General features: G+C 67.7%; 12 protein-coding genes. 4 read left to right on the top strand and 8 right to left on the bottom strand.

The window, feature by feature from the left end:
• Positions 1–21 precede the first annotated feature (21 nt).
• From CFB49_RS13205 to CFB49_RS13190, 4 genes are all read right to left on the bottom strand, one after another.
• The gene (locus tag CFB49_RS13205; RefSeq protein ID WP_089491539.1) at positions 22–387 is read right to left on the bottom strand and encodes a DUF4180 domain-containing protein; all 366 of its coding nucleotides are present in this window, start codon (positions 385–387) and stop codon (positions 22–24) included.
• A gap of 43 nt (positions 388–430) precedes the next feature.
• Positions 431–1735, bottom strand: coding sequence for an MFS transporter (locus tag CFB49_RS13200; protein WP_069619268.1), 1305 nt, complete (start codon positions 1733–1735; stop codon positions 431–433).
• Positions 1736–1877: 142 nt separating this feature from the next.
• On the bottom strand, positions 1878–2636 hold the full coding sequence (locus tag CFB49_RS13195) for an SDR family oxidoreductase (RefSeq protein ID WP_069619267.1): 759 nt from the start codon (positions 2634–2636) through the stop codon (positions 1878–1880).
• 85 nt (positions 2637–2721) lie between these two features.
• Entirely contained in the window at positions 2722–4161 is a 1440-nt protein-coding gene (locus tag CFB49_RS13190; RefSeq protein WP_089491538.1) for an aldehyde dehydrogenase family protein, read from the bottom strand.
• A gap of 390 nt (positions 4162–4551) precedes the next feature.
• On the opposite strand from CFB49_RS13190, the gene ppa reads away from it, so the two are divergent.
• Positions 4552–5079: an inorganic diphosphatase gene (ppa, locus tag CFB49_RS13185; protein WP_006489643.1), complete on the top strand. Its 528-nt coding sequence runs from the start codon at positions 4552–4554 to the stop codon at positions 5077–5079.
• 54 nt (positions 5080–5133) lie between these two features.
• On the opposite strand, the gene CFB49_RS13180 is transcribed toward ppa, so the two are convergent.
• Both CFB49_RS13180 and CFB49_RS13175 read right to left on the bottom strand, forming a co-directional pair.
• A complete protein-coding gene (locus tag CFB49_RS13180; protein WP_089491537.1) occupies positions 5134–5982 on the bottom strand; it encodes a GIY-YIG nuclease family protein in 849 nt (282 codons plus the stop codon).
• 49 nt (positions 5983–6031) lie between these two features.
• Positions 6032–7066 (bottom strand): helix-turn-helix transcriptional regulator, encoded by a 1035-nt coding sequence (locus CFB49_RS13175; protein WP_069619264.1) that lies wholly within the window; start codon positions 7064–7066, stop codon positions 6032–6034.
• A gap of 151 nt (positions 7067–7217) precedes the next feature.
• Here CFB49_RS13175 and CFB49_RS13170 point away from each other — a divergent pair, with 151 nt between their 5' ends.
• Positions 7218–9464 carry a glycoside hydrolase family 3 C-terminal domain-containing protein gene (locus tag CFB49_RS13170; protein ID WP_089491536.1) on the top strand — a complete coding sequence of 749 codons (2247 nt, stop codon included), beginning with the start codon at positions 7218–7220 and terminating at the stop codon, positions 9462–9464.
• 72 nt (positions 9465–9536) lie between these two features.
• Here CFB49_RS13170 and CFB49_RS13165 read toward each other — a convergent pair whose 3' ends face one another.
• Complete coding sequence (locus tag CFB49_RS13165) at positions 9537–10715, bottom strand: GNAT family N-acetyltransferase (protein ID WP_069619262.1); 1179 nt, start codon at positions 10713–10715, stop codon at positions 9537–9539.
• Positions 10716–10824: 109 nt separating this feature from the next.
• On the opposite strand from CFB49_RS13165, the gene CFB49_RS13160 reads away from it, so the two are divergent.
• Together CFB49_RS13160 and CFB49_RS13155 are read left to right on the top strand one after the other, a co-directional pair.
• On the top strand, positions 10825–12522 hold the full coding sequence (locus CFB49_RS13160) for an NAD+ synthase (RefSeq protein ID WP_069619261.1): 1698 nt from the start codon (positions 10825–10827) through the stop codon (positions 12520–12522).
• 83 nt (positions 12523–12605) lie between these two features.
• A complete protein-coding gene (locus tag CFB49_RS13155; protein WP_006398637.1) occupies positions 12606–12944 on the top strand; it encodes a P-II family nitrogen regulator in 339 nt (112 codons plus the stop codon).
• A gap of 178 nt (positions 12945–13122) precedes the next feature.
• Here the strand turns inward: CFB49_RS13155 and CFB49_RS13150 are convergent, their stop codons facing one another.
• A complete protein-coding gene (locus CFB49_RS13150) occupies positions 13123–14202 on the bottom strand; it encodes a porin (protein WP_089435831.1) in 1080 nt (359 codons plus the stop codon).
• Between the last annotated feature and the right edge of the window lie 505 nt (positions 14203–14707).

Here is a 14707-nt window from a genome sequence, read left to right as displayed (position 1 = left end):
GGCAGCGGGGCGCGCGGCGCGTTACGCGCCGAGCCTGCGCAGCAGGTCGTCCTCGCTTGCGGCGAACCAGACCGATTGCCCGCGATTGCACTCGCGAACGAGCGCGCGCAGCGCTTCGCTGTGTGCGAGCCAACGGTCGATGTCGCCGACGATGCCGAGCCGGACGCCGTAGTTGGCCAGCTTTTGCAGCACGGTGCCGGCCAGCCTGCTGTCGAGCCGGAAGAAGTCGTCGTGCAGCGTGTCGGCGGGAACGGCGATCCAGTCGGCTTCATGCTCGTGTGCGAGCGCGACGAGATCGAGCGCGTCGCTTTCCCGCTGCACGAGGCCGGCGGAAGGATCGCGGACCAGCATACGGCTGCCGGCTACCTGAACGATTCGGTGGGGCATGCGGGTTGACTCCGTCGACATGATCGTTACGCGCCGCGCGTCGTCACTTGTCGACGAGCCGCTTCGGCACCGACAGCGCCAGCAGCCCGCCGAGCACGAGGAAGCCGGCCAGCATGTACATGCCCGCATCGTTGGTGCTCGTCGCCTGCTTGAGCCAGCCCATCAGGTACGGGCTCAGGAAGCCCGCGAGGTTGCCGATCGAGTTGATCATCGCGATGCCGGCCGCGGCGGCCGTGCCGCCGAGGAAGGCGGTCGGCAGGCTCCAGAACAGCGGCAGCGTCGTCAGGATGCCGATCGTCGCGAGCGTGAGACCGAGCATCGCGAGCGCAGTCTGGTGCGCCCAGATCACCGACAGCACGAGGCCGAGCGCGCCGATCGCGGCCGGAATCGCGAGGTGCCAGCGGCGTTCGCGGCGCTTGTCCGCGCTGCGCGCGATCAGGATCATCGCGACCACCGCGGCCGCATAGGGAATCGCCGACAGCAGGCCGATCATGAGCGTGTCGGTCACGCCCGTCGCCTTGATGATCGTCGGCAGCCAGAAGCCGACGCCGTAGAGCCCCATCACGAACGAGAAATAGATCAGCGCCATCAGCCAGACGCGCGGGCTCGACATCACGGCGCCGAGCGGCGGGTCTTCCTTGGCGGCTTCCTCCGCGTCGACGTTGCGGGCGAGCAGCGCCTTTTCTTCGTCGGTCAGCCACGTCGCCTTCACGATCCGCTCGTCGAGCGCGAAGAACACGAGCACGCCGGCGAGCACCGACGGAATGCCTTCGAGCAGGAACAGCCATTGCCAGCCGTGCCAGCCGCTCACGCCGTCGAACGCCTTCAGTATGAAGCCGGAGATCGGTCCGCCGATCACGCCGGACAGCGCGACGGCCGTCATGAAGAATGTCGTCATCCGGCCGCGCCGGTGCGCGGGATACCAGTAGGTGAGGTAGAGGATCACGCCGGGGAAGAAGCCCGCTTCGGCGACGCCGAGCAGGAAGCGCATCACGTAGAACATCGCGGGCGTCGTGACGAACATCGTCAGGATCGAGATCACGCCCCACGTCGCCATGATGCGGGCGATCCACACGCGGGCGCCGACCTTGTGCAGGATGATGTTGCTCGGCACCTCGAACAGGAAATAGCCGAAGAAGAAGATCCCCGCGCCGAGCCCGTACACGGTATCGCTCAGGTTCAGGTCGCTCGCCATCTGCAGCTTCGCGAACCCGACGTTCACGCGGTCGAGATACGCGACCACGTAGCACAGCAGCAGGAGCGGCAGGAGCCGCCACGACACCTTGCGATAGGTTGCTTCTTCGAATGCGCCGGACGAGCCCGGCAGCGATTGCGTCGATGTTGCCATGTTGTCTCCTGTCTAAGTTAGCGCGTAGCGGTTACCTGGATCCCGTGTACCGCTGTCGTTGTAGTTGGCCGGCGCAGACGCAGCGGCGCGTCCGATCCGGTTTCGTGTGAAGCAAGACGGGCAATCGTGCGGCCCGGTACGACTAGATGCAGCGTCCGCCGTCGACGTCGAGGCACACGCCGGTGATGAATTCGGCTTCGTCGGACGCAAGGTACAGCGCGGCGTTCGCGATGTCCTGCGGCGTCGAGAAGCGGCCGAGCGGGATCGTCGCGAGGAAGCGGCGGCGATTTTCCGGCGTATCCTCGCAGCCCATGAACTCGGTCATCAGCGCGGTTTCGCCGAGCACCGGGTTGATGCAGTTCACGCGGATGCGGTCGGCGCCGAGCTCGGCCGCGAGCGACTTGCTCGCGGTGATCATTGCGCCCTTCGTGCTGTTGTACCAGACGAGGCCCGGGCGCGGCCGCACGCCGGCCGTCGACGCGACGTTCACGAACACGCCGCCGCCCTGCGCGCGAAAGTACGGCACGAAGGTCTGCACGCACCAGAACAGGCTTTTCATGTTGACCGCGTACACGCGGTCGAATTCGGCCTCCGTCACGTCGAGCACGGGCTTGTTGCGGTGCGTGGTGCCCGCGTTGTTCACGACGATCCGCACCGAATGGAAATCGTCGAGCGCGGCCTGCAGCAGCGCGCGCCAGTCGTCCTCCTTCGACACGTCGCCGGCCACCGCGATCGCCTTGCCGCCCGCCAGCGCGATCTCGCTCGCGACGCGCTCGGCCGCCGCGCCGTTCAGGTCGTTGACGACGACGTTCGCGCCTTCGCGCGCATACGTCTTCGCGATGCCTTCGCCGAATCCCGAGCCGCCGCCCGTGACGATGGCCGTCTTGCCGCTCAACCGCATGGTGTGTCTCCTGTGCCGGTGACGAGAGTCGTCGTGTGTCGATATGCGGCCGGGCGCGGCCGGCCGCATGTCTCGCGCCGCGCGTTCAGCCGTGCCGGATTGCGATCGTCTTCAGCGCGGTGAAGCCGTACAGCGCCTCGAAACCTTTCTCGCGGCCATGGCCCGAATGGCCGACGCCGCCGAACGGCAGCTCGACGCCGCCGCCCGCGCCATAGTTGTTGATGAACACCTGGCCCGCGCGCAGGCGCCGCGCAAGCCGCATCTGGCGGGCGCCGTCGCGTGTCCAGATGCCTGCGACGAGGCCGTACGGCGTGCCGTTCGCGAGCGCGACGGCTTCGTCCTCGTCGACGAACCGCATCGCCGCGAGCACGGGACCGAACACTTCCTCCTGCGCGAGCCGGTGCGACGGCGGCACGTCGCGCAACAGCGCGGGCGCCTGGTAGAAGCCGCTTTCGGGCGCGTCGGCGACGACCTGCCCGTGCGCGGCCATCGGAATGCCGTCGTGCTGCGCGTCGGACAGGAAATCCCACACGCGCTGCTGCTGCTTCGCGTTGATCAGCGGGCCGCAGTCGAGATCGGCGCGGCTCGGGCCGACGCGCAGCCCGTTGAATGCGGTGGCGAGGCGCTCGACGAGCGGCTCGTACACCGCGCGCTCGATCAGCACGCGGCTGCCGGCCGAGCACGTTTGCCCGCCGTTCTGCACGATCGCGGACACGAGCACGGGCAGCGCCGCGTCGAGATCGGCGTCGGCGAACACGATTTGCGGCGACTTGCCGCCGAGTTCGAGCGTGACCGGCACGTGGTTCTCGGCCGCCATCTGCGTGACCAGCTTGCCGGTGGCTGGCGAACCCGTAAACGAGATGTGATCGATGCCCGGATGGCGGGCGAGCGCGGCGCCCGCTTCATGGCCGTAGCCGGTGACGACGTTGAGCGCGCCGGCCGGCAGCCCGGCCTCGACGGCCAGCTCGGCGACGCGCAGCACGGACAGGCACGCGTCCTCGGCCGGCTTGACCACGCATGCGTTGCCGGCCGCGAGCGCCGCGCCGACGCTGCGCCCGAAGATCTGCATCGGGTAGTTCCACGGCACGATATGGCCCGTGACGCCGTGCGGCTCGCGCACCGTCAGCACCGTGTAGCCGGCCTGATAGGGGAGGGTTTCGCCGTGCAGCTTGTCGGCGGCGCCCGCGTAGAACTCGAAGTAGCGTACGAGCGCGGCTGCATCGGCGCGTGCCTGTTTCAGCGGCTTGCCGGTGTCGCGCGCCTCGATCGCGGCGAGTTCCTCGATCGAATCGGCCACGCGCGCCGACAGCCGCATCAGCACGCGGCCGCGTTCGGCGGCGCTCGCGGCGCCCCACGGGCCCGCGAACGCGTCGCGGGCCGCGGCGACCGCGCGCTCGATGTCGGGCGCGGTGCCGCGTGCGATCGTCGCGAACGGCTGGCCGTCGGACGGATCGACGACCGCGATGGTTTCCAGTTGCACGGGCAACGTCCATTCGCCCGCGATGAAGTGCTTCGCCTCTTCCATGCCTCCTCCTGTCGACCCAAGTTAGCGCTTTAGCGCTTACTTGGGTCCCATGCATAGCGGTCGACCCAAGTTAGCGCTTTAGCGCTTACTTGGGTCCCATGCATAGCGGTCGATCCAAGTTTGCGCTTTAGCGCTTACCCGGGTCCCATGCATAGCGGTCGACTCAAGTTAGCGCTTCAGCGCTTACCCGGGTGCCATGCTTTGTAATCGACGTGCCACGCCGCCGCCCGTTCGACGGCCGGACATCCGGAACGATTATCGCGCCGATCGTCATCCGGACGCCACCGGTCGATTGGCTATAATGGCGCATTCCTTTTTGGGGGACGCCCGCGGCGGTGCATCGGCCGCGGCGCCCTGTCCCGAATTCCCATCGACCTACAGAGAGTGCTCATGAGCTTCAATCATGTTCCGGCCGGCAAGGACCTGCCGCAAGATTTCAACGTGATCATCGAGATTCCCGCGCAAAGCGATCCGGTGAAGTACGAGGCGGACAAGGAACTGGGCCTCCTCGTCGTCGACCGCTTCATCGGCACGGGCATGCGCTACCCGGTGAACTACGGCTACATCCCGCAGACGCTGTCGGGCGACGGCGATCCGGTCGACGTGCTGGTGATCACGCCGTTCCCGCTGCTGGCCGGCTCGATCGTGCGTTCGCGCGTGCTCGGCATGCTGCAGATGACCGACGAGTCGGGCGTCGACGCGAAGCTGGTCGCGGTGCCGCACGACAAGATCTGCCCGATGACGGCGAACCTGAAGACGATCGACGACGTTCCCGAGTACCTGAAGGACCAGATCAAGCACTTCTTCGAGCAATACAAGGCGCTCGAGAAGGGCAAGTGGGTGAAGGTCGAAGGCTGGGCCGGCATCGAAGCCGCGCACAAGGAAATCACCGACGGCGCCGCGAACTACAAGAAGTAAGCGGCGTGCCGGCCGACGGCCGGCTCGTACGGAACGCGAACCGCGCGTGTCTCCTCAGGAGGAGGCCGCGCGGTTTTGTTTTGCGCGCGCGGTTTTCCGGCGGGCGGAAGCGGAGACGGGCGGGAGCGCGGTGGCCGGTGCGTTCTTCGCGCGTCCGGCGCGGGGCGCGGCAACGGACGGAGCGGTCGCTTCGGCGGCTTGCGTGGCCGCAGGACGGCGGCGGACCGGTGCGGAAGCGGCGTCTTCGCGTACGTTCGCGGCGGGTTTGCCGGCGGCGGCCGGCGCCTTCCTTTTTGACGACGCGGATGCGGGCAGATCGGGTTTCCTTACCGGTGTGAGACGCGATGCGGTCGTTTTTGCGGTTGCATCGCCGTCGGCTTTTGCACGTTTCGCGTCCGGCGCGCCTTGATTTGCCTTCGTCGACTTCGACGCTTGTTTGTGCTTCGCGGGCTTCGCCGTTTTCGTCGCTGCTGCAGACCCGACAACTTTCCCCGTCTTCACCTTTTTCCCGGCAACCTGTTCCGTTGCAGCCGTTTCCGCCGCATCGTCGACCTTTTCCGCCTTCCCCTTCTTCCGCCCGCGCACCATCGCCTTCGTCGCGGCCGTGCCGCCGCTCTCGTCGAGCGTGACGACCACGGGCAACACCGATTCCAGCGTCCGCAACCCGGCCGCCAGCTCGCGCTTCTTCGCGGGCGTGAGCCGCTTCACCCAGTATTCGGCGCGCGACGCGCTCGACCGGTCTGGCAACGGAAACGACGCGAGCACCGCGCGCGGCTTGCGCGAGCGCGTGTAGCGCGCGCCCTTGCCGGACGCGTGTTCGTCGAAGCGCGCGGCGACGTCGGTCGTGATGCCCGTGTAGACGCTGTCGTCGGCGCATTCGATCAGATACAGAAACCAGGACATGGCAGGGCGGCGGGATGCGAAGCCGCCAGTGTCTCAGAAAAAACGCGCGTCAACGCCGCCGGTCGCCGTGCCCGTCGCGAAAGCGGCTCGGCGCCGCGCCGAGTTCGCGCGTGAAGAAGCGCGTGAACGCGCTCGTCGAACGAAAGCCGACGCGCGCGCCGATCTCGCCGATCGGCAACTGCGTATTGAGCAGCAGGTCGCGCGCCTCGCCGAGCCGCGCCTGCGCGACGAGCGCATGGAAACCGACGGCTTCGCGATGCAGCCGCCGGCGCAGCGTCCAGCGCGACATCGCGAAGCGCGTGCACACGTGCTGCATCAGCGTATCGGTCGGTACGTCGGCGTCGTCGGACGTGCGCAGCCAGTCGCGCACACATTGCTCGACCGACGAGCCGAACGTCGAACGTGCACGCACGCGCTCGCGCACGGCGTCGGCCGCATGCCGCTGGATGCCGGCGAGCGGTGCGTTGTAGCGCTCGAACGGCGTATCGAAGTGCGCGGAGCGCAGCACGAGGCGGTTGTGCGCGGCGTCGAACGATACCTGTGCGCCGAGCATGTCGCGCAGCGCGGCAACGGGCGCGAACGCGCGACCGGCGAATTCGGCGTCGTCGATGCGCGCGTGCGGGTCGTACAGGCGCGCGAGCGCCGCGAGGATCGCGAGGTTCGTGAACGCGCTGCCCGCGTGCCGGCCGTCGCCTTCGTTCACGTACTCGAGCGCGATCGCGTCGCCGTTTTCGTGGGCGAACACCCAGTCGACGTTGCCGATCAGCTCGCGATAGTGCAGATAGCCGTGCAGCGCGCTCCGCAGCGTCGCCGCGTTGCACGTGACGCCCGCGAGTTCGGGAAACTGCACGAGCCACGGCACGACCTGCGGCGGCGGGCGACGCCACGACAGCGGCCAGGCGCTCGTCAGCCGCATCGCGGCCACGTGCCGGTCGCCCGCGATGCGGCGCATGTCGTCGGCGAGTTCGGCCGGCCCGATGCCGAGCGTCTCGTACAGCGGTGCGGGATCGATGCCGTTCACGCGCGCGTCCTCGCACAGCCAGCGGTAGATCCGGACGGATACCGATTTCTGTTGCAACTCCATGTCTGTCTCCCTGTCGTCATGCCGTTCGGGTTTGTCCCCGCTGCGAGAGGTCAACGCATGCTCCTGCCGGTCAAGCGTGGTGACCGGTCGATTTTTAGAATCGGACGCTGGAGTGAGGCGACAAGTACAACAGAACGATTCTGGAGGATCAATGAAAACTTCGCTGTTCCGGTGTTCGACGATTGCGTCCGCGTGTGCGCTCACGGTGTTGCTCGCATCGTGCGGCGGCGACGACATTCACGCCCCGACCGACCCCGACGCGGCCGCCGACCAGCGCGCGGCCGCGCTCGTCGCGCAGCTGACGACCGACGAAAAGCTGCAGCTCGTGCATGGCACCGGCATGCCGGCGCTCAGCCTGGGCGGCCCGTTTCCGGACGACGCGCTGAACGGCGCGAGCTACATCCCGGGCGTGCCGCGGCTCGGCATTCCGGCGGTCAGCAGCGCCGACTCGGCGGGCGGCGTGAACGTGAAGAATGCGCGCGTGACCGCGCTGCCCGCGCCGGTCGCGCTCGCGGCGACGTGGGACCCGGCGCTCGCGGGTGCCTACGGCACGCGCATCGCGCTCGAACTGCGCGCGCTGGGTTTCGCGGAGGGGCTCGGCGGCGGCGTGAACCTCGCGCGCGAGCCGCGCAACGGCCGCACCTTCGAATACATGGGCGAGGACCCGGTGCTCGCGGGCACGCTGAGCGCCGCGCGCACGCAGGCCACGCAGGCGCAGAAGGTGATCGCGACGATCAAGCATTTCGCGTTCAACGACCAGGAAACCAACCGGATGACGGTCGATTCGGTCGTCGACGAGCGAACCATGCGCGAGGCCGAACTGCTCGCGTTCGAGATCGGCGTGAAGGAGGGCCAGCCGGGCAACGTGATGTGCTCGTACAACAAGCTGAACGGCGTGTATGCGTGCGAGAACCCCTATTTGCTGACGACGGTGCTGAAGAACGAGTGGGGTTTCAAGGGCGTCGTGCAGTCCGACTGGGGCGCGACGCATTCGACGGTCGCGGCCGTGCAGGCCGGGCTCGACGAGGAACAGCCCGGCGCGGCCGACGACGGCAACGCGCCGCTCGGCTCGTACTTCAATTCGAAGCTGCGCGCGGCGCTGCAGGCCGGCAGCGTGTCGGTCGCGCGGCTGAACGACATGGTGCAGCGCAAGCTGCGCACGCTGATTCGCATCGGCGTGATGGACGCGCCGCCGAAGCCGGGCGGCGCGATCGACGAAGCCGCCGGCAACGCCGATGCGCTCGCGATCGCACGGCAAGCGGCGGTGCTGCTGAAGAACGCGGCCGCGCCGGGCGACACGCAGCCGGTGCTGCCGCTCGCCGCCGGCGCGCTCAAGTCGGTCGTCGTGATCGGCGGCCATGCGGACGCGGGCGTGCTGTCGGGCGGCGGCTCGGGCGCGGTGCCGGCGATCGACGGCAACGCGGTGACGTCCTGCCAGCAACCGGCCGGCATGCTGTTCGGCGGGTGCGCGACCTGGTACAAGTCCGCGCCGCTCGCCGCGATTCGCGCGAAGGCGCCGAACGCGTCGGTCAGCTATCTCGACGGGACCGACGCGAATGCCGCGGCGAGCGCGGCCGCACAGGCCGATGTCGCGATCGTGTTCGCCACGCAGTGGCAGACGGAAGGGCTCGACCTCGCGAGCCTGTCGCTGCCCGATGCGAAGGCGGACCCGTACAACCAGCAATACGACCAGAACGCGCTGATCGCCGCGGTCGCCGCGAAGGCCAGGCGCGTGATCGTCGTGCTCGAGAACGGCAGCCCGGTGTTGATGCCGTGGCTCGCGAACGTGCATGGCGTGCTGGACGTGTGGTATCCGGGCGCGCAAGGCGGCCAGGCGATCGCAGACCTGCTGTTCGGCGACGCGAACCCGTCGGGCCGGCTGCCGCTCACGTTCCCGAAGCAGGAGGCCGACCTGCCGCAGCCGACGATCGATCCGTCGAACCTGCAAAACGTTTACGCGGAAGGGCTCGCGTACGGCTATCGCTGGTTCGACGCGAAGGCGATCGAGCCGCTGTTCCCGTTCGGCTACGGGCTGTCGTACACGACGTATGCGTTGTCGGCGATGTCCGCGCAGGCTGACGCCGCGGGCAACGTGACGGTCGGCGTGACGGTGACGAACACCGGTGCGCGCGCCGGTACGCATACGGTGCAGATCTACGCGGCGCTGCCCGCGTCGCTCGGCGAGCCGCCGAAGCGGCTCGTCGGCTGGACCAAGGTCGCGCTGCAGCCGGGCGAGGCGCGCACGGTCAGCGTCGCGGTGCCGGCGCAGCGCTTCGCGGTGTGGGATGCGAGCGCGCACGCATGGCGGATCGGCGCGGGCAGCTACGGGCTGTCGGCGGCTGCGTCGTCGCGCGATCCGCAGGCGCTGTCGCAGACCGTGACGCTCGCCGCGCACTGAACGCGCGGCGGCGGACGACAGGCGGCGGGGCCCTTGCGTGGCTTCGCCGCGTGCGCGGCGCGCCGGACGGCGCTAGCCCGTGTTGCGCCGGAACGGATCGTGTTCGCGCAGTTCGTCGACGTACGCGTGGATATGCTCGGTCTCGCGTTCGAGAAAGCGCGCGACCGCATCGGAAAACGCCGGATGCGCGAGCCAGTGCGCGGAGTGCGTGACGGTCGGCAGGAAACCGCGCGCGAGCTTGTGCTCGCCCTGCGCGCCGCCTTCGAACGTGTCGAGCCCGGCCTCGATGCAGAATTCGAGCAGCTGGTAGTAGGCGGTTTCGAAATGCAGGCAGGGCACGTGCTCGATCGCGCCCCAGTAGCGGCCGTACAGCGTGCCGCCGCCGTGCTCGCCGCGCCGGTACACGGCGAGCGCGCTCGCGATCGGCCGGCCGTCGGCTTCCGCGATCACGAGCAGCAGGTTCTCGGGCATCGTCGCGCCGATCGTGCGGAAGAAGTCGAGGTTCAGGTACGGGCTCGAATAATGCTCGCGGTACGTTTGCCGATAGCAGCGCGAGAAGAAGCGCCAGTCGGCGTCGGTGATTTGATCGCCAGTGAGCCGCCGGAAGGTCACGCCCGCGTCGTGTACCTTGCGCCGCTCCGCGCGGATGTTCTTGCGCTTCTTCTGCTCGAGCGTGCCGAGGAAATCGTCGAAGTGGCGGTAGCCGTCGTTGAGCCAGTGGAACTGCACGCCTTCGCGCAGCATCATCCCCATCGATTCGAGCAGCCGCGCTTCGTCGCCGGTCGGGAACAGCACGTGCAGCGACGACACGTCGCTCTGCTCGGCGAACGCGAGCAGCGTGGCCGCGAGCCGGCGGCGCGCGTCGTCGTCGGCCGCGAGCAGCCGCGTGCCCTGCACCGGCGTGAACGGCACCGCGCACAGCAGCTTCGGGTAGTAGGGCAGGTCGTTGCGTTGATATGCGTCGGCCCACGCCCAGTCGAACACGTATTCGCCGTACGAGTGCTGTTTCGCGTAGACGGGCGCGGCGGCCGCGAGCCGGCCGGTGCGCGCGTCGGTCAGCGTGACGAAGTGCGGCGACCAGCCGGTGTCGTCCACCGCGCAGCGCGCGACGTGCAGCGCGTCGAGGAATTCGTGGCGCAGGAACGGCGTGGGCTGCGCGTCGCCCGCGAGCAGCGCGTTCCATTCGTCGGCCGGCACCTCGGCGGGGGACGACAGGATGCCCGTGCGATAATCGATGCGTTCGTGTTTCAAGCGTGAATCCGTACCGTTGGATGTTGCCGGACGCGGGCCGCCGTGGCCCGCGCCCGAATCGATTTCGTCAGCCGTTCAAGGCGCGCCGCCGGGTTGCGCCGACCCCGCCATGAAGACCCGACTCGCTCTCGCCCAGATCAACGTCACCGTCGGCGATTTCGCCGGCAACGTCGCGCGCATCGTCGCGGCCGCGCGCGCCGCGCACAACGATGGTGCGCAACTGATGGTCGCCCCCGAACTCGCATTGTCCGGCTATCCACCCGAAGACCTGCTGCTGCGACCCGCGTTCTACGCGGCGGCGGCCGCCGCGCTCGATGCGCTCGCCGACGCGCTGAAGGCGTTCGACGGGCTCGCGGTGCTGGTCGGCCATCCGCTGCGCGGTGCGGGCGGCGCGTCAGCCGTCGATGGTAATGCAAACCGCCCGATCGAGCGCGGCGTGCCGCCCACCGATACCTTCAACGCGGTGTCGCTGATCGTCGACGGAGAGATCGTCGGCACCTACCGCAAGCAGGATCTGCCGAACGCCGAGGTATTCGACGAGAAGCGCTATTTCGCGACCGACACCGAGCCGCTCGTGTTCGAGCTGAACGGCGTGAAATACGGCGTGATCATCTGCGAGGATGCGTGGCATGCGTCGGCCGCGCAGATCGCGAAGGCGGCCGGCGCGCAGGTGCTGCTGATCCCGAACGGCTCGCCGTATCACATGAACAAGGAAGCGGTGCGCATCGACATCCTGCGCGCGCGGATTCGCGAGACCGGGCTGCCGATGGTGTACGTGAACCTCGTCGGCGGCCAGGACGAACTCGTGTTCGACGGCGGATCGTTCGTGCTCGACGGCGACGGCGCGCTCGTCGCGAAGATGCCGCAGTTCGACGAAGGGCACGCGATCGTCGAATTCGACGGCGCGCGGCCGCTGCCCGGCGCGGTCGCGCCCGAGCTGTCGACGCACGCGCAGGTGTACCGCGCGCTCGTGACCGGCGTGCGCGACTACATCGGCAAGAACGGCTTTCCCGGCGTGCTGATCGGGCTGTCGGGCGGTGTCGACTCGGCGCTGGTGCTGGCCGTGGCGTGCGATGCGCTCGGGCCCGAGCGCGTGCGTGCGGTGATGATGCCGTCGCGTTTCACGGCCGACATCTCGACCACCGATGCGGCGGAGATGGCGCGGCGCGTCGGCGTGCGCTACGACGAAATCGCGATCGCGCCGATGTTCGATGCATTCCGTACCGCGCTCGCGGGCGAATTCGCGGGTCGCGCGGAAGACGCAACGGAGGAGAACATCCAGGCGCGCATCCGCGGCACGCTGCTGATGGCGCTGTCGAACAAGTTCGGCTCGATCGTGCTGACGACCGGCAACAAGAGCGAGATGGCGGTCGGCTACTGCACGCTGTACGGCGACATGGCCGGCGGTTTTGCGGTGATCAAGGACATCGCGAAGACGCTCGTGTACCAACTGTGCCGCTACCGCAACGAAACGACCGATTACGCGCTGCGCGACGTGATTCCCGAGCGGATTCTGACGCGTGCGCCGTCGGCCGAGCTGCGCGAGAACCAGACCGACCAGGACAGCCTGCCGCCGTACGACGTGCTCGACGCGATCATGCGGATGTACATGGAAGAAGACCGGCCGCTCGCCGAGATCGTCGCGGCCGGCTACGCGCAGGCCGACGTCGAGCGCGTGACGCGGCTCATCAAGATCAACGAGTACAAGCGCCGCCAGGCGCCGATCGGCATCCGCGTCACGCATCGCGCGTTCGGGCGCGACTGGCGCTACCCGATCACGTCGCGCTTCACCGAACGGCTCGATTGACCGGTGCTGGGCCGGAGGCGGCCCGCCGGCTTACAATCGGGAACGCGATTTTTCATCCAAACGAGCATTGAGGGACAACCATCATGAAACGCATCACCGCCATCATCAAGCCGTTCAAGCTGGACGAAGTCCGCGAAGCGCTCGCCGAAGTGGGTCTCACGGGCCTGACCGTGACGGAAGTGAAGGGCTTCGGCCGCCAGAAGGGGCATACCGAGCTGTATCGCGGCGCCGAATACGTGGTCGACTTTCTGCCGAAGATGAAAATCGAGGTGGTCGTCGCGGAAGCGCAGGTCGATCAGGTGATCGACGCGGTGATCGGTGCGGCGCGCACCGGCAAGATCGGCGACGGCAAGATCTTCGTGTCGGACGTCGAGCGCGTGATCCGCATCCGCACCGGCGAAGAGAACGAAGCGGCCGTCTGAGCGCCGCGTTCGCGCCGTTCGATCACTTCCCGGCCGCTTCGGCCGATCGGGCCACGGGCCGCACGAACCCGGCCCCCCAAGAAAAAACGGTGCGGATACCCGGTTGGGTACCGCACCGATACGCGCCTCTCGCAGCAGCGTGGAAAGTGTTGTCGAATCGTTCTTTGACGGCGCCTGATCAGAACAGGTGCTGGATGCCGGCGTAGACGCCGGTCTGGCTGCCGCCCGGATGCGGGTTGCCCGTCGACACGGCGGTGCCTGCACCGTTCGCGTTCAGGCCGAAGTTGGCCGTCGAGCTGTTGCGCACTGTCGCGACCTGCACGTCGAACAGCGTGCGCTTCGAGATGTTGTACGAGCCGCCGACCGTGTAGATGTTCGCGTTGCCGCCGCCGTGGTTCGCGTTCACGTGATACACGGCCGCGATCAGCGCCGCTGCCGGCGTCGCCTGCCACGTCACGCCGCCCCACACCTGTTGCGTACCCGTCACGCCGGCGTTCACTGCCGGGCCGCCGCTGCCGTCGGCGCGCGATGCCTGGTAGGCCGCCTGAACCTTGAACTGGCCGAGGAACACGTTCACGCCCGCGAAGTATTCGCGCGAGTAGTTGAACACGTCCGAGAAGCGGCCGTTGCTGTCGCGCGTTTCGTCGTAGATGCCGCGCAACTGGAACAGCGAGTTCGTATAGGTGACCTGACCGCCCATCGCACGACCCGGTTGGCCGGCCGTCGTGTTGCCGTTGAAGCTGGTCGAATTCGAGAACGAGAACTGGCCGTAGAAGTCGAGGCCGTACAGCGACGGCGACTGGTACGACACGTTGTTGCTGGTCTTGTTCCAGTTGCGGCCGCGCACCAGCGAGGCCGTCGACCAGGCCGACTGGCCGAACGGGTCGAAGTCCCACACGCCGTTGGCGATCGCGAGCTCGCGACCCAGCAGCAGCGTACCGTAGCGGTCGTTCGAGATACCGACGGTCGCGAAACGATCCCAGATCGAGCCGCTGAAGCCGCCCGTCATCGTGTTGAACGCGCCTTCGATGTGGAACAGGACCTTGTTGCCGCCACCGATGTCCTCGCTACCCTTCAAGCCCCACAGGCTCGTGCCCCAGTCGCCGCTTTCCGCGCGCACTTGGTGGCCGTTTTGCAGGCCGTTCATGTACTCGATACCTGCATCCAGGCGGCCATACAGCGTGACGCTGCTCTGCGCGTGCGCCGTCACCACCCCAGCAGCCATCAGCGCGGCCGCGACCAAAGCTTTCTTCATCATCTCCTCCATACCCTGTCAAAAAGTCAACCCAGACTGCACGAGATGCCCGGAGCGCGAGCGCCGGGCAAAAGCGGGATAACCAGGGAGACCTCGTGCAGGGCCGGTAAGCGCGGCACGCGGGCAAGCAGACGGAAAACCGTTGAGCGGTCCCGCGCAGCCGGGTCGGCCTGCGGGGTCTCCTTGTTGTGTCGTGAAGCTAAACTACATTTCACGAACTTCGTTTTGCTACTTTGGTTACTAATTTAGCAAAAATACAAATTTGTGGCGACGGAAATCGTTGTTTGACTAACCGCTGTCGCCAAATTGCCATGCAACACGGTGCGCAACCGGAGCCCCAAGGGTTCTCGATTACCGGAAAACCCTTGTCCCACAAGGGAGACATGGATTCCGCGGGGAGGGGTCAAGGATTGCCACTATTGACGTTGCAAAGGTGCCGGCGTAGGCGCGAAAGTCGCGAAATGGGTAAGTATTTCGTAATGATCCGGGCGATTGCCGCCATCGCCGA

Origin of the sequence: Burkholderia sp. AU17457 (genome assembly GCF_002223255.1) — a bacterium.
GTDB classification, from domain to species: domain Bacteria; phylum Pseudomonadota; class Gammaproteobacteria; order Burkholderiales; family Burkholderiaceae; genus Burkholderia; species Burkholderia sola.
The sequence above is the reverse complement of the archived record's forward strand: the minus strand, read 5'-3'. Positions and strand labels throughout refer to the sequence as shown.